The sequence below is a fragment of the Rhodovulum imhoffii genome (genome assembly GCF_003046545.1).
Lineage (GTDB): Bacteria > Pseudomonadota > Alphaproteobacteria > Rhodobacterales > Rhodobacteraceae > Rhodovulum > Rhodovulum imhoffii.
Genome location: NZ_QAAA01000003.1, coordinates 143,154 through 161,805 on the forward strand (window position 1 = coordinate 143,154; position 18,652 = coordinate 161,805).

Here is an 18,652-nt window from a genome sequence, read left to right on the forward strand (position 1 = left end):
CGCATCTCAGGAGCCGGCAGGCCACGGGAACTCGGCCGCCTTATATGGCGCCCAGTCTTCGATATCGGGGTAGTGCCGTCGCCGCCATGCCCGCACGCGGGGATTCATCCGCCGCCGCCACAGGGGCGGGATCATCGCCAGAGAAGTCATCGCCGGGTATCCGAGCGGAAGTTGCGGTGCCTCCTCTTCGGAATAGGTCTGCAACAGCGGGAACCGCCGTGCGGGCTTGTAGTGATGGTCCGAATGGCGCTGAAGGTTGATCAGAAGCCAGTTCGACGCCTTGTGATCGGCATTCCAGCTGTGATGCGGGCGGACGGGTTCGTATTTGCCCTCGCCCAGATAGCGTCTCGTCAGGCCGTAATGCTCGACATAGTTCGTCAGTTCCAGTTGCCAGATCGCAACCAGCGCCTGCCACAGGAACAACATCAGCCCCACCGGGCCGCCCAGGGCCAGCGCCAGCGCGAGTGCGCCCAGTTGCAACGCGCCGTAACGCCAGAACGGGTTGGAGCGGTGCCAGACAGGGAGCCCGCGGCGGGCCAGCATCAGCCGCTCAGCCCGCCAGGCAGAGCGGGGTCCCTCCCGCAGCACGCGCCAGAAGAAACGATGAAAGCCCTCGTTGTAGCGGGCGGTCACGGCATCGCGTGGCGTCCCCACATGGGGGTGGTGAACCAGGAGATGTTCGGTCCGGAAGTGGCTGTACAGCACCGAGGCCAGCAGAAGGTCGCCCAGCCAGCGTTCCAGGCGGTTGCGCTGGTGCAGAAGTTCGTGGGCATACACCAGCCCGACCGTTCCCGAGATCACGCCGACGCCGAAAAACAGCACAATGGTTTCCAAAGTTCCCAGATGCGGGGCGCGGCCCACCCACCAGATCATGCCGAAGATCGTCAGAAACTGGATCGGGAACCAGATCATCGTGACGACCCGATACCAGAACAGGTCTTCTTCCGGGGTGTCGGGGTCGGGGTTGGCGGTGTTGCGGCCCAGAACGCCATCCAGCAGCGTGACCGAAACCCAGCCATAAACCGGCAGCAGGACCACCGTCCACCCGCCGGCAAGGGCCCCCAGCAGGGCAAGGGGCACCATCCCCAGCGAGATCCAGAAGGGGGCGGCATTGCGGAAGGCGGCAATATGGGTCATGGCGGTCCTTGCGCGGAAACGGGGCTTTCATCGCGGATCATTTTAGCGGCAAGTCCCGGGTTTCCTCAACGGTCCAGCAGGTCGCGGCCAGACCGAAGGCCTTGCGCATCACCGTGGGCAAGGTGCCGGGGGCGAAGGCTTGACGATCAAGGAAGAAGCCGCGCTCGGGCGTGGTGTTTTGGGACAGTGAGGCGACCTGCACTTCCAGCCGCAGGTGAAAATGGGTGAAGGTATGGCGCACTTCAGCCCCCAGTGGCCGCCATGGGCCGGGGGCCGGAGGTGCGGAGGCCGGGGTTTCACCCCCCATGCTGCCCGGCCAGCCCAGCATGCCGCCCAGCAGGCCGCTGGCGGGGCGTCGTTCCAGCAACCACGCGCCATCCATCCGTCGCCCGATATAGACAATGCCGTGGCGGGTGGGTTTTGGGGGTTTGCGGATCTTGCGCGGCAGATCCGTCTGTGCGCCCCTCGCCCGTGCGGCGCAAGGGCCGCGCCAGGGGCAGATTCCGCAGGCCGGCGATTTCGGTGTGCAGACCGTGGCTCCGAGATCCATCACCGCCTGGGCGTAATCGCCCGGGCGGTGACCGGGCGTGAGGGCGGCGGCATGGGCGGTCAGTTCCGGTTTGGCCTTTGGTAAAGGGGTCTCTATGGCGAAGAGGCGGGCCATCACGCGTTCCACGTTGCCATCCACCACGGGTTCGGCCCTGTCGAAGGCGATCGCGGCAATCGCGGCGGAGGTGTAGGGGCCGATACCCGGCAGTTCCTGCAACGCCGCCCGCGTGTCGGGGAACCGCCCGCCCGACGCGGCCACCGTCCGGGCGCATTTGAGCAGGTTGCGCGCCCGCGCGTAATATCCCAGCCCGGCCCATTGGGCCATGACCTCGTCATCGTCCGCTGCCGCCAGTGCCCGTATGTCGGGCCAGCGCATGGTGAAACGGTGAAAATAGTCTTTCACTGCCGCGACAGTTGTTTGTTGCAGCATCACCTCCGACAGCCAGACCGCGTATGGATCGGGGCGCACACCTGTCGCCTGTTCCTTCGGTCCCACCCGCCAGGGCAAGATTCGGGCGTGGGTGTCGTACCACTCCAGAAGGTTTTTGCTAAGTGCCTTGTCACGCAAGTTTTATGCCCTTTTTCCGGTCATTTCGCTGGCTGACGCCCGATCAGCCGCATAGAATAGCCCGAAAGGGAGATTTTGACAGGCATGACAGGCACCTCCACCGTTTCCAAGGCGGCGACCCGGCGCGGGCGCGGATTTGAACGCGCCTCGGTGCTGCTCCAGCCGCGCATCCGCAAGGTCGGGGAAACACGGGGCTTTGCCGAGTCGCGCCTGCTGACCCATTGGCCCGAGATCGTGGGACCGGAGATCGCCGCCACCTGCCGTCCGGTGGAGATCAGATATGGGCGCAAAGGCTTTGGCGCCACGCTGACTCTCCTGACGACCGGTGCGCTGGCGCCGGTTCTGGAAATGCGCAAAGAGGCCGTTCGTGAACAGGTCAATGCCTGCTACGGCTATGCCGCCATCGCCCGGATTCACCTGACCCAGACGGCCTCCACGGGTTTTGCCGAAGGGCAGGTTCAATTCGCGCCCCGTTCCCGCGCCCCGGCCACGCCCGATCCGGGGACCGCCGTGCGGGCCGAAAAGCTTTCCGCCGATGTTCAGGATGAAAGCCTGCGTACCGCGCTGGAGCGACTGGCCCGCAATGTTCTGTCCCGACCGAAAGCAAAGGAGACCTGAATGCCGCGTTACCCGCACATGTTGCTTGGCGTACTGGCCGTGGCCGCCCTGGGCGGCTTCTGGCTGACGACCCAGACCCCCACACTCCCGCCGATTGCCCCCGCGCAGGCGCAGACGGCAAAGCCGGTTGCGATCACGGCGATGACGCTGGGCGATCCGCAGGCACCGGTGAAGGTGCAGGAATTCGCCTCTTTCACATGTGGGCATTGCGGCAACTTCCACGATGATGTGTTCAAGCGGCTCAAGGCAGATTACATCGATACCGGAAAGGTGCATTTCGCCTATCAGGAAGTCTACTGGGACAGGTACGCCCTGTGGGCCGGGATGGTTGCCCGGTGCGGGGGGGAGATGCGCTTTTTCGGCCTCGTGGACATGATCTACGACCGTCAGCGCGCCTGGCTCAAGGCCGGGGAACCCGCCGATGTCGCCGCCGCGCTGCAAAAAATCGGGCGCAGTGCCGGCATTTCCGAGGAAACGCTTTCTGCCTGCATGCAGGATGGAGATACCGCGCAGGCGCTGGTGGCGTGGTCGGACGAGCAGACTGCCAAGCATGGCATTGACGCGACGCCCTCCCTTGTCATCGACGGCCGGAAATATTCCAACATGTCCTATGCCGATCTGAAATCCATCCTTGACGAGAAACTGGCCAGCAAACCATGACAGCACCCCTTTCCGGCCTGAAGGTCGTTGAACTTGCCCGCATCCTTGCCGGTCCGTGGGCCGGGCAGATTCTTGCGGATCTCGGGGCCGAGGTCATCAAGGTCGAGGCCCCTCAGGGCGATGATACCCGCCGCTGGGGCCCCCCGTTCGTAGAGCGGCAGGGGGAGCGCACGGCCTCCTATTTCCACGCCTGCAACCGGGGCAAACGCTCCATCGCGGCGGATTTTCGCACCCCCGAGGGACAAAGGCTGGTGCGCGATCTCGTGGTCGACGCGGATATCGTGATCGAGAACTTCAAGGTCGGCGGGCTGGCCAAGTACGGGCTCGACTACGACAGCCTCAAGCAGGTGAACCCGCGGCTGGTCTATTGTTCGGTGACGGGCTTCGGACAGGATGGCCCCTACGCCCACCGCGCGGGATATGACTTCATCATCCAGGGCATGTCGGGGCTGATGTCCATCACCGGCGATCCCGGTGGCCAGCCCCAGAAGGTGGGCGTGGCGGTGACCGATATATTCACGGGTATCTATGCCGCAGTGGGAATCCTGGCCGCCGTGCATCAGCGCAACGCGACCGGCAAGGGCCAGCAGGTGGACATGTCGCTTCTGGATGTGGCCACCGCGATCACCGCCAACCAGGCGATGAACTACCTGACCACCGGCACCGCGCCGACGCGGATGGGTAATGCGCATCCCAACCTCGCACCGTATCAGGTGTTCGATTGCTCGGATGGGCATGTCATCATCGCCGTCGGCAATGATGGGCAGTTCGCACGCCTGTGCGCCCTTCTGGGCCTGCCCGCGCTGGCCGAAGCGGCAGAGTTCGCGACCAATGCCGACCGGGTCATGAACCGCGCCGGCCTGACCGAACGCCTGACCGCAGCCACCCGTGGCTTTACCAGGGCCGGGCTGCTGGACGCGTGTGAGAGCCACGGCGTGCCCGCCGGTCCGATCAACAGCATGGCCGAAGTCTTTGCCGACCCACAGATCGTGCACCGCGCGATCCAGACCGATGCGGGCGGCCTGCCGGGTGTGCGCACGCCGATCACCTTTTCCGCCGCGACGCTGTCGCTGGACGATCCCGCGCCGCGGCTCGATCAGCATGGGGAAGAAGTGCGCGCCGCGCTTACGCGCCGAAAAGCCGGGTAAGCGCGGCGTCCACCGGCGCCCAATCGTCCGGGACCAGTCGTACGGGAACCGTCAGCACCTGCCGCCGGAAGGCGGGCGGCAGGCGAACGGCGTCCTTTTCCGTCGTGACAAGCTGGGCCTTCAGGGTCCGGGCCTCGATTTCAAGGCGCTTCATCAGGGCTTCGGTCAGGGGCTGGTGATCTTCCAGCGCCTCGGCCCGGATCAGCCGCGCGCCCAAGGCTTCGACCGTGGCGAAGAACTTCTCCGGGTGGCCAATTCCGGCAAACGCCAGAACCGGCATGCCGTCCCAGTCCATTCCGGTGGGAAGTGGGTGCAGCACACCGGTCAGGTGGGGTATGGTCAGGGCATGCGCCCAGGTTTTGGTAAAGTGGCGCTGGGCCGGGCGCGGCCCGATCGACAGCAGCATGTCCGCCCGGGCAAGGCCCGTGGGCACGGGTTCGCGCAGGGGGCCTGCGGGCAGCACGCGCCCGTTGCCAAACCCCTTGGCGGCATCGACGGTGACAATGGAAAGGTCCTTGATCACCGCAGGGTTCTGAAACCCGTCATCCAGCACGATCACATCCGCCCCTGCCTGTGCCGCCTGTACGCCCGCCGCACGGTCTTTTGCGACCCAGGTCGGCGCGAAGGCCGCCAGGAGAAGCGGTTCATCCCCGACATCGGCGGCCCTATGGGTGCGCTCCCTCACGCGCACGGGCCCCGCAAGGTGCCCGCCATAGCCTCGGCTGACGACATGTGCGCGCAGGCCGCGTTCCGTCAGGCGCAAGATCAGGGCAATGGCGGTGGGGGTTTTCCCGGTGCCCCCGGCGTTGAGGTTCCCGACACAGATTACCGGAACTCCGGCGCGCAACCCCGGCCGGGCCATCCGCCGGGCGGTTGCGCGGGCATAAAGCGCGCCGATCGGGGCCAGGGCGCGGGCTGCAAGGGCAGGACGGTCCGGATCGCTGTACCAGAAGCGGGGCGGGCGCATCAGTGGCCCCCTTCCCTGAGGGCACGCAGCACATGGCTGCCGATACGATTGGCGGCTTCGGCCCCTTCGGTTGCCACTTTCCATGCGGCAAGCGCCATTGCGGCGGCACGCTCGGGGGAGAGCAAGGCATTCAGCGCCTCCGCCAACCCCGATGCGTCGCGCACCTGCCAGGCCCCGGCCATCTGGTTCAGCCTCTGGTAGCGTTCGCCGTATCCCCCTGTGAAGGGTCCGTGCAGGATCGCGGCGCCCAGCCCAGCGGGGGCGTAGGGGTCGCGTGCGCGACCCCCGGCGAGCGTACCGCCCAGAAAACAGATTGGGGCCAGCCGGTACCACAGGCCCGCCTCCCCGGGGCTGTCCGCCAGATAGATCTGAGTGTCCTCTTCCGGCTCTTCGCCCAGGCTGCGGCGGGCGACGCGCCAGCCCTTCGCGCTCAGCGCATCGGCCAGTGCCGGGGCTCGCTGGGGGCGGTCGGGCGCAAGCACCAGAAGCAGCCGGTGCGACAGCCGCATCGCATTGGCCTGTGCCGCGCAAATCAGGGGATCTTCGGCCTGGCTGGTGCCGATGGCCAGCCACATGGGACGTCCGGCAAACAGATACGACAGCGCGTCCTGAAGGGCTTCGTCACAGGCGGGGGGTTTGGTCAGTGGTGCAAGGGGCCCTGCCAGGCTGATTTGATCCGGGGAGAAGCCAAAGCTGCGGAAAAGAGGCAGGTCGTGCGGCTGGGATACGAAAAGGTGGTCGAACCGGCGCAAGCGGTTGCGCGACCGGCGGCCGCCCCAGCGTGCGCGCCACCGATCGGGGACCGAGGTCGCGACGAGAAAATTCCGTGTGCCGCTGTCCATGCAGGCGTTGGAGAGCCTGGACACCGCGTCATCGGGGAACCAGAACGCGAGATCGGGCCGCCAATGAGCGACGAAATCGGCGCTGGCGGCCCGCTCCGGCGGCGGGTCGTGTTGGACGATTGTCCAGGCGTTGGGAGGCATCCCGCCGTTGCCGTGCTCTGGGGGGTGGCTCAGCAGGACGGTGAGGTCCGGGTGTTCTTCGCGAACCTGGGAAAGCATCTCCTCAAGCATACCGACGGCTGCCGCAGGGGGGTGGTGCAGCCAGATCAGCGGGCCTTCGGGGCGGGCGGGCAGGGGACCGTCCCCTGGCCCGTCGTCCATGTGTGCCCGTGTCAGAGATCGCTGTCCCGGTCGGGGCATGGGATTCAGTTGTCCAGCTCTTCGGTCGGGCTGGCCTCGGCCTCTTCGTCGCGCAAACGGTGAATATGGGCGATGAAATAACGCATATGCGCGTTGTCCACCGTCTTCTGGGCCTCGGCCTTCCAGGCCTCGTAGGCGCTGGCGTAATCGGGAAACATCCCGACGATGTGAATCTCGTCGACATTCTTGAAGGCGGTCTTGCTGGGGTCGACCAGTTCGCCGCCAAAGACGAGGTGCAGGCGCTGTGGCATAAGATCCTCCGGAGTTTCGCGCGTATCTTGCGGGCGCACCCTAGACCAAGCCCGCGACGGGTAAAAGTCACCTCAGGCGCGCGGTCAGGGCAAGGTGCAGGGCCGGCGGCGCAGCCAGAACACCGATTGCCACCGGGGGCAAAATGTTGAAGTGCAGCGCCCCGCCCCGGCTGTCGCTGACGCGCGCCCCGGCTTCCTGTGCCACCAGCGCCCCGGCGGCGATATCCCAGTGCCAGCTGTCGCGCAGGGTCAGCATCGCGTCGAAACGCCCTTCGGCCACAAGGCAAAGCCGATAGGCCAGCGAGGGCCGATAGGCACGCCGCAGCGCCGGAACCGTGCCCGCCCAGTGCTGGGGGTCAAGCGCCGGGCGCCCGGTCAGCACCTGTGCCCCTTCGGGGTCCGTCCGCGTGCTGGCGGCAAGGGAGACGCCATTGAGCCACGCGCCCCGTCCTGCCTGTGCGGTATATATCTTGTCCAGCAGCGGCAGGAAAACCACCGCCGTCTGTACTGCACCGGCCCGCGCCACGGCCAGCGCGTGGGCGAAACCCCTGTCGCCGTTCAGGAAGGCGCGGGTTCCATCCAGCGGATCGACGATGAACAGACGTTCGGCGCTGAGGCGATCGGAACTGTCGGGGGTTTCCTCGGAGAGCCAGCCGTAATCGGGCCGCGCCGGGGAAAGGATGGCATGCAGGGCGGCATCTATTTCCAGGTCGGCCTCGCTCACGGGGCCTTGCCCCGGCTTGTGCCAGACCTTCGGCGCCTTTCCCCAGTGGTTCCGGGCGATCTCCCCGGCTTTCTGTGCAGCGCGGACCAACAGCGCGAGATCAGTCTCCGGCAAGGGTCAGCCCCTCGACCAGCAGGCTGGGGACCCGCCGGGACAAATGCGGGCGGGCGTCGTTGGCGGGGTGCAGGCTGCGCAGCATGTCCCGCAGGTTACCTGCGATGGTGCATTCATTGACCGGGTAGACGATTTCGCCGTTTTCCACCCAGAACCCCGCTGCGCCACGCGAATAATCCCCCGTGTTGGGGTTGATCGTCGATCCGATCAGAGATGTTACCAAAAGCCCGGTTCCCATGTCGCGGATCAGATCGGCGCGGCTGCGCCCCCCCGGTGTCAGCGTGACGTTCCCGGCCGAAGGGGCGGGGGGAGAGGAGGCCCCGCGCACGGCATTGGCGGTGCTGGAAAGGCCCAGCTTGCGTGCGGTTCCCAGATCCAGAACCCAGCCTGTCAGGACGCCGTTTTCAACGATTGCGCGACGGGCCGTGGGCAGCCCTTCGGCATCGAAGGGACGTGAGGCGGCGATACGCGGGCGGTGTGGCTCCTCGATCAGGGAGAGCCCGGAAGGCAAGACCCGATCGCCCAGCGCGTCGCGCAACCAGGAGGCCCCGCGCACGATGGCCGCCCCGTTCACGGCGGCCAGCAGGTGCCCCACCAGAGAGGCCGACACCCGTTCGTCGTAAAGAACCGGAAACGCGCCGGTCTGCGGGCGGCGCGGGGCCGCGCGGGCGACGCACCGTTTCCCGGCCAGGGCGCCGATCCCTTCCGGGCTGGGCAGATCGGATTGAAAGACGCGGGTTTCGCTGCAATAGTCACGTTCCATCCCGGTTCCCGTTCCGCTGATCGCCACGCAGGTTATGCCCCGGTCGGTGCGGCTGTAGCCTGCGGAAAAGCCGTTGCTTGCCGCAAGCCGGATGTCGTGGCGTCCATATCCGGCGGAGGCCGCCTGAACCTGCGTTACCCCCCGGACCGACAGGGCCGCGGCCTCGGCGCGACGGGCGTCTTCCTCCAGGGCGGCGGGTGCGGGCTCGGGGGCGGGATCGGCCAGTTCCAGCGCGGCGATGTCCCGGTCACGGGCCAGTTCGGCGGAGGCGGCAAGGCCAAGGGTCACGTCCTCGGGGGCTTCGCGGGCCATGGCGACGGCGCGGGCCGCCATTTCGGTGATCGTTTCACGACGTGTGTCAGAGGCCGACACGCAGGCCTGCCGCTGCCCCACCAGGACCCGCAGGCCGATTTCCGTTCCTTCCGAGCGTTCCGCCTGTTCCAGAGCACCCTCGCGCACGTCGATGGACAGGGATGTGCCGTGGATGGCGATGGCATCGGCGGCGTCGGCACCCGCTTTGCGGGCGGCCTCGATCAGGGTCTGGGGCAGGGTTTCCGGGTTGGGCATGATTCTCGGGCGGTTGTTGAGACGGGGCACCCGAAGGTGCCCCGTCCGGCTTACTTGAGCCGCTGGCCATTGGCCAGAATTTGCCTGTCTTTAAACGTGATGTCGGAAACCAGCGTATCCTCCCCTTCGCCGGGGCGGGCGAAGAGCCCGATCATCATCCGCAGCCCGTTGGCCTGATCGGGCGGCACAAGCCCCATCGTCACGAGGTTGTCGAGCAGTGCATTCCCACCTTCGAGACGCAGGTTCACCGTGCCGTCGGGGTTGGGGACAGCGGTGGAATTGTCGACGGTGAACGCCCCCGTACCGGTCAGGATGGCGCCGCCCATGCTAAGGGTCAGATCGTTGAGCGCGACACTTTCGACCTCAACCTCAGGCCGGTAATTCTTCAGGGTCGGGGCTAAAACATCGACCGGCAAGCGCATCTTCCCCGACAAATCCAGCACCATCGTAGCGGGGTCGCGCGGCAGCACGCCGGACGGGTCGAACATCGCCCAAAAATCTTCATTGAGGGTCAGGCCCTTCGTAGTGGACATCAGGGCAAAATCGCGCGGCTCATCAGATGGAACGAGCGGCAGCATCAACCGGCTTTCGCTGCGCTCCATGGCCACATTTAGCTCGGGGATCGGCAAAATCGGAGATGTGAAACTGAGGACGACATCCGTCTGGGTGACTCCGTAGCGCAAACCCGCTTCGCTAAGCTCAATCGCCAGCTTTCCCGCCCCGGAACGGACAGCCGTGGTTGTTGCCTCCTGGTCTGGCATTTTTACCGTGCTGCTGTAGGAGGTTGCACCAAATGAAATCTCACCCTCACCAACAAAGCCGGTCCCGATTGCCGTCCACAGATTCAGCGAGTTCATCCCGTCGGGAACGATGGACGAAGACTTCCCGCTGATATCGGTTATCTCACCCAAAAACAGCGCCGAAGAGACTTCTCCGGGGGCACTCTCATCCATGGGCACGGAAGAGGCGACGCGAAAGTTCACGGACCTGGCGGTGCCCTCGCTCATGACAGATCGCTGGCCGGTTTCGGTCAGAGTAAAACCATAACTTGCCGCGATATCCGCGATGCGGATCAGAAGCTCCAGAGGTCGCTCTTTCCCGTTCACCGTCAGGCGCGTCATCTCGAAACTCAGCCCGGGGCCGGTAACATCATAGCGTATGGTCGTCTCGTCTCCTGACGCGATCATTTTCAACCCGTCCTGGCGGAAGAGGGTCTCCATCTCCTCCACATCGCCGTCGGGGTTTTTGGTTTTCAGGCTCACCGGATAATCCGGCGACAGGATCACGGTTACCGTACCATCCCCGTTTTCCTTGAATTCCACGCGGTCGATGGCGCCGTTTACCTCGCCCCCGGGCAGCTTCATCGATATCTTGATGTCGGTCACGACCAGTGAATCGCCCACGGTCATCTCGGTTCCGGTGACCGTCTGCCCGTAGCTGGCGGAATGGCTGCCCCAATCTTGCCAGACTTGCCGGGCTGTCAGGTCCGCAAGGGCAGGGGAGGAGAACACACAAAGGGCAAAAGCCCCTGTACGGACAGAATTCATATAACGCATCTCGGACCCTTTCAATGACTTCGGCGCAACCTTCTTCCTTGCAGTGGGGTAAGTCAATGCGCTCTTGCAACTGGAAAACCCCGCCGTGCCGGGTTACCTCCGGTGGAAGATGGAGGAACACATGGCACGACTTACAGGCAAGACGGTTCTTATCACCGGGGCCAGCCGGGGAATCGGCGCGGCGGCGGCGCGCGAATTCGTACAGGCCGGGGCGCGGGTTGCGCTTGTGGCCCGCAGTGGCGCGGCGATTGCGACGCTCGCCCGCGAAATCGGGGAAAGCGCGCTGGCCCTGCCCTGCGACGTGGCCGATTTCACCGCCCTTTCCCAGGTGGTTACAGAGGTGCGGACCCGGTTTGGAGGGCTTGACATTCTGGTCAACAACGCAGGCGTGATAGACCCTATCGGGCCATTGGCACAGGCCGATCCCGCAGCATGGGGGGCGTTGATCGATATCAACCTGAAAGGCGTTTTCAACGGGATGCGCGCGGTGCTGCCGGGGATGATCTCGGCCGGGGGGGGCACCATCCTGACGGTCAGTTCCGGCGCCGCTCACAATGCGCTGGACGGCTGGAGCGCCTATTGCGCCTCCAAGGCCGGAGTGGCGATGCTGACCCGCAGCGCCGACCGGGAAAACCGTGCCAGGGGGATCCGCGCCCTCGGCTTGTCCCCCGGTACCGTTGCAACCGACATGCAGCGACGGATTCGCGAAAGCGGTGTGAACCGGATCAGCCGCCTCGACTGGGCAGAGCACATCCCCCCCGCCTGGCCCGCCAGGGCGCTGGTCTGGATGAGCGGCCCCGAAGCGGATGAATTTCTGGGGCAGGAGGTTTCCCTCAGAGAGCAGGCGATCCGCCGCCGTGTGGGGCTGGCATGATCGGCCTGGAAAAAGACGGCGGGCTGTGGAGGGTGACCCTGAACCGTCCGCAAAAGGCCAATTCCCTGACCCGCGCCATGCTGGCCCGGATCGAGGAAATTGCCCTGGAGGCCGAGGCCGCCCGGGCCGCGGCACTGGTGCTGACCGGCACCGGAAAGGTTTTCAGCGCCGGCGCCGACCTTGAGGAGGCCCATGACGGCCTGGCCACGGATGGTGTGTGGGAACGCGTTTCGGGTACCCTTGCACGGCTGCCGGCGCTGACGGTGGCCGCCCTCAACGGGACGCTGGCGGGGGGCGCCTTTGGCATGGTTCTGGCCTGCGACCTGCGGCTGGCGGTGCCGGGGGCAAGGTTTTTCTATCCGGCGATCAAGCTCGGGTTCCTGCCTCAGCCTTCGGATCCGGCGCGCCTGGCGGCGCTGGTCGGTCCCGCGCGGGCCAAGCTGCTGTTGATGGGCAATACCCGGCTGAGCGCGGAGGAGGCGCTGGCCTTCGGTCTGATCGACCGCATCGTCGTACCCGAGGCGCTTGAGGCCACCGTCGCGGATCTGGCCGCTCCTGCGCTGGCGGCCGATCCGCAGGTCCGCGCCAGGATCAAGGCCATGTGCGAGGGGCGATCCTTCTAGCGGCGGCGGCTCGCCCGGCGCGGTCCGGGGGACCCGGCGTGGAAATCGTCGGGGCGCTTGCGGATCCAGGCAATGAATTTCGCCAACCGCGGATGGCTGCGCAGGGCTTCGACTGTGGTGTAGCCGCGGGCAAGCCCGGTCTCGGTCAGGCTGGCGTGAATCTCGTTGTGACAAATCTGGTGCAGGCGCACCACCGGCCCGCCTTTTCCGCCCCGCAGCCGCGGGATGAGGTGGTGGTCGCTTTGCGGTGCGTGCCGCGGGATGGGGCGCCCGCACAGGGGACAAACGGGGATGTCGGACATCGCAGGCCTTGCGCGGGGTGGGGTTCGCGGGCAAAGCATGCCCCGCAGTCGCGTGACCATGCAAGGGGGCGGAATGGATCGTGCATTGGTGATTGGGGCAGGGCCGGCGGGCCTGATGGCGGCGGAGGCCCTTTCACAAGCCGGGCACCCCGTGCTGTTGGCAGAGGCCCGGCCCTCGGTCGCGCGCAAACTGCTGATGGCGGGCAAATCGGGCCTGAACCTGACCAAGGCCGACCCGCCCGAGACATTCCTGACGGCCTATGCCGAGGCGGCGCCGCACCTGCGCCCGATGCTGGAGGCCTTTGGGTCCGACGCTGTGCAGGATTGGGCGCGCGGTCTTGGCCAGCCGGTTTTCACCGGCAGTTCCGGGCGCGTGTTTCCCGAAGCGATGAAGGCCTCGCCGCTGTTGCGGGCATGGATGTCTCGGTTGGGCGCGCATGGTGTTCACCTGCGCACCCGCTGGCGCTGGACGGGGTGGCAGGGGGAGGCCGTATGTTTCGACACCCCAGATGGGCGCGTGCGATTGACCCCGCCGGTCACGGTTCTGGCATTGGGTGGGGCAAGCTGGCCGCGGCTGGGTTCTGACGGGCGCTGGGCGCCGCTTCTGACCGAAGAGGGGGTGGAGATGGCGCCGTTCCGCCCTGCCAACATGGGCCTGACGGTGATTTGGTCGGCCCCGATGGCGCGCTGGTTCGGCGCACCGGTGAAGGGAACCGCGCAACGGGCCGGTGGGGGATGGCAGCGCGGGGAGTTCGTCCTGTCCCGCCGGGGGCTGGAAGGGGGCGCGATTTACGCGCTGTCCCGTCCGCTGCGCGAGGGCGCGGCGCTGGAGATCGACCTGCTGCCGGACGTGACTCCGGCGCAGGTGGTGGCGCGCCTGTCCCGCAACCGTGGCAAGATGAGCCTGTCCAACCATTTGCGCAAGACGCTGGGGCTGACGGGGGCGCGGCTGGCGCTGGTGCAGGAATTCGCCCGCCCTTTGCCGCAAGAACCACAGGCGCTGGCGGAAGTGCTCAAGGCGTTGCCCGTTCGACACAGAGGGCCGCGCCCGCTGGAGGAGGCGATCTCCACCGCCGGGGGGGTACGCTGGGCCGCTTTGGATGAGGGCCTGATGCTGCGCGCCCGGCCGGGCACGTTTTGTGCGGGGGAAATGCTGGACTGGGAAGCCCCTACGGGGGGGTACCTGCTGACCGGCTGTCTCGCCACCGGGCGCTGGGCGGGGCAGGCCGCGGCGCGCCGGCTTTAGCGTCGCGCCAGCACCGCCAGCCGGATCAGGCTGCGCTCCATCACCGCCATGGCCGGCCCGCGTTGGGAGGACCGCAGCGTCAGGTCCGTCTCAACGAGAAGCGACAACGCCTGTTCCAGCCGTCGCATGCCCCATGCCTGTGCCTGCCGCACCATCCGGTCGCGGGACTTGAAATGCACCGGTGGGCGCAGACGGGACATGCCGCTGGCCGGACCGCCGGGATCGCTGGCGGCCGCGTGCAGGGCGCGAAAATGCCGGTTGGCGGCGATGCACAGCCCGACCGGCTGTACCCCCTGCGCCGCCAACCGTGACAAAAGCGGGCCAACCTCCCCTCCGCGCCCCTCGGCCACGACGTGAATGAGGTCATCAAGGGCGGCCTCCGTCGTGCCGGGGGCACAGGCCGAAACGTCGGCGGAGGCAACCGGTGTGTCATCGCCCAGCTTGTAAAGCGCCAGCTTTTCCACTGTTTGGCGGAAATCGCCGGGGTCCAGCACCTGCGCCAACGCCAGCAGGTCGTCCATCGCCGGGCGATCGATCCGTGCCAGTCCGGCCTTTTCCAGCGTCGCTTCGATTTCCGCGCGCGAGGGCGGGTCGTCGTAAATCCCGGCGGCGTAGGCGTTGGGATGTTTTTCGAACAGGGCGCGCAGGGCGGATTTGGGCGCCAGCTGCCGGGCGGTGACGAGAAGCTGGGCATCGCCTGGCTGCCAGCCCTCCATTGCGGCGGAAATGGCTGGGGCATGGGCATCGGTGGCGTCCTCCACGAACACCACCCGCGCGCCGGGGAAGAATCCCTGTGCCCTGATCGCATCGGACAGTGCCGCCGGGTCGCCGCGCAGATCGCCGCCCTGTATTCGGGTGAGGCGCATCTCTTCCTCGCCCCGCGGGCCAAGCAGCGCGGCGATGACCTCTTGGCGGCGCAGGGCAACACGCATCGCGTCCCCCCCGAAAATCAGAAGGCCGGTGCGGTCTGGCTCCGGTCGCGCGAAGTAGCGCGGGGCATCGCGGGGGGCAAGCTTCATGGCGCCCGGCCTGCCGCCCCTGCCATCAGCCGGGTGACAAGCTGGTCGGCGAGGATCACCATCAGCCGCGCGCGCGCATCGTTCTCGGCCACCTGCGCGGCCATCGGCGTGCCGGTGGCCGAGTAGCCGGTAAAGCTTTGTACCTGCCCGCTTTGCACGACCGCGCCGGTGGAAAGATCGCGCAGGGCAAAGCGCAGGGCGCCTTCGATGTTGTAGCGCGTGGTATCCTGTGTCCGGCTGATCGCAAGGCTGACCCGCCGGGTGGAAAGATCGTAGGACAGGGAGTAGGCGGCGGCCTCTCCCCGGCCCAGACGGTCTTCCAGCCGGGCGTTCAGAACGAAGGTGTCCCGGGTTTCGGGCGGCGCGATGGCCACTCTCCCGCGCAGGTCGCCCCCCGCGCCTTCCGTTCCATGAAGCGGCCGGAACCCGCAGCCCGCCGGAACGAACGCGGCGAGACCCGACAGGAAGGTGCGGCGGTCAGATGACGACATTGACGATGCGGCCCGGAACGACGATCAGTTTTTTGGGGGCGCCGCCTTGCAGCGCCTTCCGCACAGCATCGTCCTCCAGCACCAGCTTTTCAACCTCTTCCTTGGGCATGTCCGGGGCGACCTGAAGTTCAGAGCGCCGCTTGCCGTTGATCTGGATCGGCAGGGTCACCGTCTCTTCGATCAACAACGCGGGATCGGCCCTGGGCCAGGGGCTTTCGGCCACAAGGCCGGCACCGCCCAGCATCTCCCAGATTTCTTCGGCAAGATGCGGAGTCATGGGGGCCATCAGCTGCGCCATGGTCATGATCGCCTCGCGCCGGGCCGCGAGACCGGCCTTCGTTTTCGCCAGAACGTTCGTGAAGGCATAAAGTTTTGCTACGGACGTATTGAACCCGAAGCTTTCGATCCCCATCGTTACATCATGGATCGTCCGGTGCAGGGCGCGGCGCAGGGTCAGGTCGTCTTCCCCCTCTGTTGCCGCGCCCGCACCCTCGGCCTCATAAGCGGCGATACCGCCTTCGTTGAACTCCTGCGTGATACCGTCAGCGAGGCGCCAGACGCGGGAGAGGTGCTTGTGGGCCGCCTCGGCGCCGGCGGCGGTCCACTCCACGTCACGCTCCGGCGGGCTGTCGGACAGCACGAACCAGCGTGCGGTGTCGGCGCCGTACCCTGAAATGATATTGACCGGGTCCACCACGTTTTTCTTGGATTTCGACATCTTGGCGGAGGGGATGATCTCCACCGCCTCGCCCGTGGCCTTCAGGTGACCGTTTTCGACCTCTTCGGGCAGGTGATAAACGGGGCGGCCTTTCGCATCGCGGGTCTGGTAGATCTCATGGGTCACCATGCCCTGGGTGAAGAGCGCGTCGAAAGGTTCGATCGCCTTGGCGGGCAGGTGGCCGGTTTTGTGCATCGCGCGCGCGAAAAACCGCGAATAAAGCAGATGCAGGATCGCGTGTTCGATGCCCCCGATATACTGGTCGACATTCATCCAGTAGCCAGCCTCGTCCGGGGTGGTGGGCGTGGCGGCGCGCGGTGCGGTGAAACGGGCGAAATACCACGAACTGTCCACGAACGTGTCCATCGTATCGGTCTCGCGCTTTGCCGGGGCGCCGCAGGCGGGGCAGGCGCAGTCGCGCCAGGTGGGGTGCCGGTCCAGCGGGTTGCCCGGCCTGTCGAAGGTAACGTCATCGGGCAGGCGGATGGGCAGGTTTTCCTTTTTCTCCGGCACTACGCCACAGGCGCCACAATGCACGACCGGGATCGGGCAGCCCCAGTAACGCTGGCGCGACAGGCCCCAGTCCCGCAGGCGAAACCTGGTCACGCCCTGGCCGACACCGTTCGATTCGCAAAAGCGGATGGCGGCCTCGATGGCCTCTTCCCCGGTGGCGATCTCATCCCAGGCATAGGCGCGCAGCCAGCGGACCGTCTCGCTTTTCGGGGGAACGAAGGCCTCGTTCCCGACAGGCTGGCCGTTGTTCTGCGCGACAAAGGTATCCAGCACCGGCAGGCCGTATTTCCGGGCAAAGTCGAGGTCGCGCTGATCGTGGGCGGGGCACCCGAAGATGGCGCCGGTACCGTAATCCATCAGGATGAAATTGGCGACATAGATCGGCAACTCCCACGCGGTATCGAAAGGGTGACGCACGCGCAGGCCGGTGTCGTATCCTTTCTTGTCGGCCTTTTCCAGGTCCTCTTCGCTGGTGCCCATGCGGCGGCACCCGGCGTTGAAGGCGGCGAGAGCGGCATTGTCCTGTTCCAGCGCCCTGGCCAGCGGGTGATCGGGGGAGATCCCGATGAAACTGGCACCCAGCAGCGTGTCGGGGCGGGTGGTATAGACCTCGATCCGGTCGAAGCCCTCGGGGGCGTCGATGGTCGAGAACGCCATCTGCAACCCGCGCGACCGCCCGATCCAGTTGCGCTGCATCAGCTTGACCTTCTCGGGCCAGTTGTCGAGACCGCCCAGGGCCTCCAGCAACTCCCCGGCATAATCGGATATGCGGAAGAACCACTGTGTCAGATCGCGCCGTTCCACTGGCGCGCCGGATCGCCAGCCCTTGCCCTCGATCACCTGCTCGTTGGCCAGCACGGTCATGTCCACCGGGTCCCAGTTGACGGTGGCGTTTTTGCGGTAAACCAGCCCGGCCTCCATCATGTCGATGAACATTGCCTGTTGCTGTCCGTAATAGTCCGGATCGCAGGTGGCGAATTCCCGCGACCAGTCGATGCTCAGCCCCAGGGGTTTCATCTGATCGCGCATCACGGCGATGTTGGAATAGGTCCACTCCCTGGGGTGGCCGCCGCGCTCCATGGCGGCGTTTTCGGCAGGCATGCCGAAGGCGTCCCAGCCCATCGGGTGCAGAACGCTGAACCCGCAGGAGGATTTGTACCGCGCGATCACGTCTCCCATGGTGTAGTTGCGTACATGCCCCATGTGGATGCGGCCCGATGGGTAGGGGAACATCTCAAGCACGTAGTATTTGGGCTTGTCATCCTCGCGGCGGGCGGTGAAGGTGCCGGCCTTTTCCCAGGCCTGTTGCCATTTCGGCTCGATCTCGCTCGGGGCAAAGCGCGCCATGTGTTGTCCCTCTTCAAGGTGAAACGCCGGGCGCGAAGGCCCGGCGGTTTGATAATGCTGCGGCGCGGCCGCGTCCAGTGGGCCTAGAGTCTGCTGTCACGCTGACGCAACTGGCGGGCGCGGGTCAGGATCGCGTCCTCGACGGCGCGCACGGTGTCGGGGCTGACGGGGCCGGCGCGGCTGGCCAGCGCCACCTTCAGCGACCGCGCGTCCAGCGCCGGATCCTGCACGTAAACGGTGGCACGATAGGCCCGCCCGCCACCCGGAGGCGTGCCATAGCCGGTCACGATCACGCCGGAAAACGGATCGACCGACTGGATCGGCAGGAAATTCAGAACGTCCAGAGAGGCGTTCCAGAGATATTTGTTGACCTCGACGGTTGTATTGGGGTCGTCGCGGTTCTCGAAAAGGTCCCAGATGGTGGAGCGGTTCTCCGCTTCGCGTTCGCCGACGGGGGTGTTGACGCGCTGTTTTTCCAGCGCCTCTTCGCTGGCGGGCCGCCGGTCAAACAAGCCGTTGCCACCGCCGCCGCAACCGGAAAGTGCAACCAGGACCAGACCGCAAACCGCCATGCGTATCTTGGGGGAAACCACCATAGAATTCGCCTCTTTTCGCTCATCCGTTCTGTAGCCGAGCCCAGAAGCAGGAACAAGTTATTTCAGGGTTAAGTCCTGGAACGCCCCCCGGCGGGTGTG

At 66.2% G+C, this 18,652-nt stretch carries 19 protein-coding genes; 6 read left to right on the forward strand and 13 right to left on the reverse strand.

Annotated elements, in window-relative coordinates; all coding sequences use genetic code 11:
- Positions 1-6: 6 nt before the first annotated feature.
- Positions 7-1,137, reverse strand: a complete 1,131-nt coding sequence (locus C8N32_RS03795) for an alkane 1-monooxygenase (protein ID WP_107891140.1) — start codon at positions 1,135-1,137, stop codon at positions 7-9.
- A 37-nt stretch (positions 1,138-1,174) separates the two neighbouring features.
- Positions 1,175-2,254, reverse strand: coding sequence for an A/G-specific adenine glycosylase (locus tag C8N32_RS03800; protein ID WP_107891141.1), 1,080 nt, complete (start codon positions 2,252-2,254; stop codon positions 1,175-1,177).
- 84 nt (positions 2,255-2,338) lie between these two features.
- On the opposite strand from C8N32_RS03800, the gene C8N32_RS03805 reads away from it, so the two are divergent.
- From C8N32_RS03805 to C8N32_RS03815, 3 genes are read left to right on the forward strand one after another with little or no spacing between them, the layout of a single operon-like run.
- The gene (locus C8N32_RS03805) at positions 2,339-2,872 is read left to right on the forward strand and encodes a DUF721 domain-containing protein (protein WP_107891142.1); all 534 of its coding nucleotides are present in this window, start codon (positions 2,339-2,341) and stop codon (positions 2,870-2,872) included.
- Positions 2,873-3,532, forward strand: coding sequence for a DsbA family protein (locus tag C8N32_RS03810; RefSeq protein ID WP_107891143.1), 660 nt, complete (start codon positions 2,873-2,875; stop codon positions 3,530-3,532).
- Positions 3,529-4,680 (forward strand): CaiB/BaiF CoA transferase family protein, encoded by a 1,152-nt coding sequence (locus C8N32_RS03815; protein WP_107891144.1) that lies wholly within the window; start codon positions 3,529-3,531, stop codon positions 4,678-4,680. The genes C8N32_RS03810 and C8N32_RS03815 overlap by 4 nt, the downstream gene beginning before the upstream one ends.
- Here C8N32_RS03815 and lpxK read toward each other — a convergent pair.
- The 6 genes from lpxK to C8N32_RS03845 all read right to left on the reverse strand — a co-directional run bounded on the left by lpxK (position 4,658) and on the right by C8N32_RS03845 (position 10,815).
- Positions 4,658-5,647, reverse strand: coding sequence for a tetraacyldisaccharide 4'-kinase (gene lpxK, locus C8N32_RS03820; RefSeq protein WP_107891145.1), 990 nt, complete (start codon positions 5,645-5,647; stop codon positions 4,658-4,660). The genes C8N32_RS03815 and lpxK overlap by 23 nt on opposite strands.
- Entirely contained in the window at positions 5,647-6,810 is a 1,164-nt protein-coding gene (locus tag C8N32_RS03825; RefSeq protein WP_170106724.1) for a 3-deoxy-D-manno-octulosonic acid transferase, read from the reverse strand. The genes lpxK and C8N32_RS03825 overlap by 1 nt, the downstream gene beginning before the upstream one ends.
- Positions 6,811-6,854: 44 nt before the next feature.
- Positions 6,855-7,100 (reverse strand): DUF4170 domain-containing protein, encoded by a 246-nt coding sequence (locus tag C8N32_RS03830; RefSeq protein WP_107891147.1) that lies wholly within the window; start codon positions 7,098-7,100, stop codon positions 6,855-6,857.
- 67 nt (positions 7,101-7,167) lie between these two features.
- Positions 7,168-7,938 (reverse strand): inositol monophosphatase family protein, encoded by a 771-nt coding sequence (locus C8N32_RS03835; RefSeq protein WP_107891148.1) that lies wholly within the window; start codon positions 7,936-7,938, stop codon positions 7,168-7,170.
- On the reverse strand, positions 7,925-9,268 hold the full coding sequence (locus tag C8N32_RS03840; RefSeq protein ID WP_207187009.1) for a TldD/PmbA family protein: 1,344 nt from the start codon (positions 9,266-9,268) through the stop codon (positions 7,925-7,927). The genes C8N32_RS03835 and C8N32_RS03840 overlap by 14 nt, the downstream gene beginning before the upstream one ends.
- A gap of 50 nt (positions 9,269-9,318) precedes the next feature.
- The gene (locus C8N32_RS03845; protein ID WP_170106725.1) at positions 9,319-10,815 is read right to left on the reverse strand and encodes a DUF2125 domain-containing protein; all 1,497 of its coding nucleotides are present in this window, start codon (positions 10,813-10,815) and stop codon (positions 9,319-9,321) included.
- Positions 10,816-10,945: 130 nt separating this feature from the next.
- Between C8N32_RS03845 and C8N32_RS03850 the strand changes: the two genes are divergently transcribed.
- Both C8N32_RS03850 and C8N32_RS03855 read left to right on the forward strand, forming a co-directional pair.
- Positions 10,946-11,698 (forward strand): SDR family oxidoreductase, encoded by a 753-nt coding sequence (locus C8N32_RS03850; RefSeq protein WP_107891250.1) that lies wholly within the window; start codon positions 10,946-10,948, stop codon positions 11,696-11,698.
- Entirely contained in the window at positions 11,695-12,321 is a 627-nt protein-coding gene (locus C8N32_RS03855; RefSeq protein WP_107891150.1) for an enoyl-CoA hydratase/isomerase family protein, read from the forward strand. Before C8N32_RS03850 ends, C8N32_RS03855 begins: the two co-directional genes overlap by 4 nt.
- On the opposite strand, the gene C8N32_RS03860 is transcribed toward C8N32_RS03855, so the two are convergent.
- Positions 12,318-12,623 (reverse strand): HNH endonuclease family protein, encoded by a 306-nt coding sequence (locus tag C8N32_RS03860; protein WP_107891151.1) that lies wholly within the window; start codon positions 12,621-12,623, stop codon positions 12,318-12,320. The two genes, C8N32_RS03855 and C8N32_RS03860, sit on opposite strands and share 4 nt — an antisense overlap.
- Before the next feature lie 73 nt (positions 12,624-12,696).
- Here C8N32_RS03860 and C8N32_RS03865 point away from each other — a divergent pair, with 73 nt between their 5' ends.
- Positions 12,697-13,869 (forward strand): TIGR03862 family flavoprotein, encoded by a 1,173-nt coding sequence (locus C8N32_RS03865; RefSeq protein WP_107891152.1) that lies wholly within the window; start codon positions 12,697-12,699, stop codon positions 13,867-13,869.
- Here the strand turns inward: C8N32_RS03865 and holA are convergent.
- From holA to C8N32_RS03885, 4 genes are all read right to left on the reverse strand, one after another.
- Positions 13,866-14,888: a DNA polymerase III subunit delta gene (gene holA / locus C8N32_RS03870; RefSeq protein WP_107891153.1), complete on the reverse strand. Its 1,023-nt coding sequence runs from the start codon at positions 14,886-14,888 to the stop codon at positions 13,866-13,868. The two genes, C8N32_RS03865 and holA, sit on opposite strands and share 4 nt — an antisense overlap.
- A complete protein-coding gene (gene lptE, locus C8N32_RS03875; RefSeq protein WP_107891154.1) occupies positions 14,885-15,379 on the reverse strand; it encodes an LPS assembly lipoprotein LptE in 495 nt (164 codons plus the stop codon). Before lptE ends, holA begins: the two co-directional genes overlap by 4 nt.
- The gene (gene leuS / locus C8N32_RS03880; RefSeq protein ID WP_107891155.1) at positions 15,366-17,957 is read right to left on the reverse strand and encodes a leucine--tRNA ligase; all 2,592 of its coding nucleotides are present in this window, start codon (positions 17,955-17,957) and stop codon (positions 15,366-15,368) included. The genes lptE and leuS overlap by 14 nt, the downstream gene beginning before the upstream one ends.
- An 83-nt stretch (positions 17,958-18,040) precedes the next feature.
- Positions 18,041-18,553, reverse strand: a complete 513-nt coding sequence (locus C8N32_RS03885; RefSeq protein ID WP_170106726.1) for a DUF3576 domain-containing protein — start codon at positions 18,551-18,553, stop codon at positions 18,041-18,043.
- Positions 18,554-18,652 lie beyond the last annotated feature (99 nt).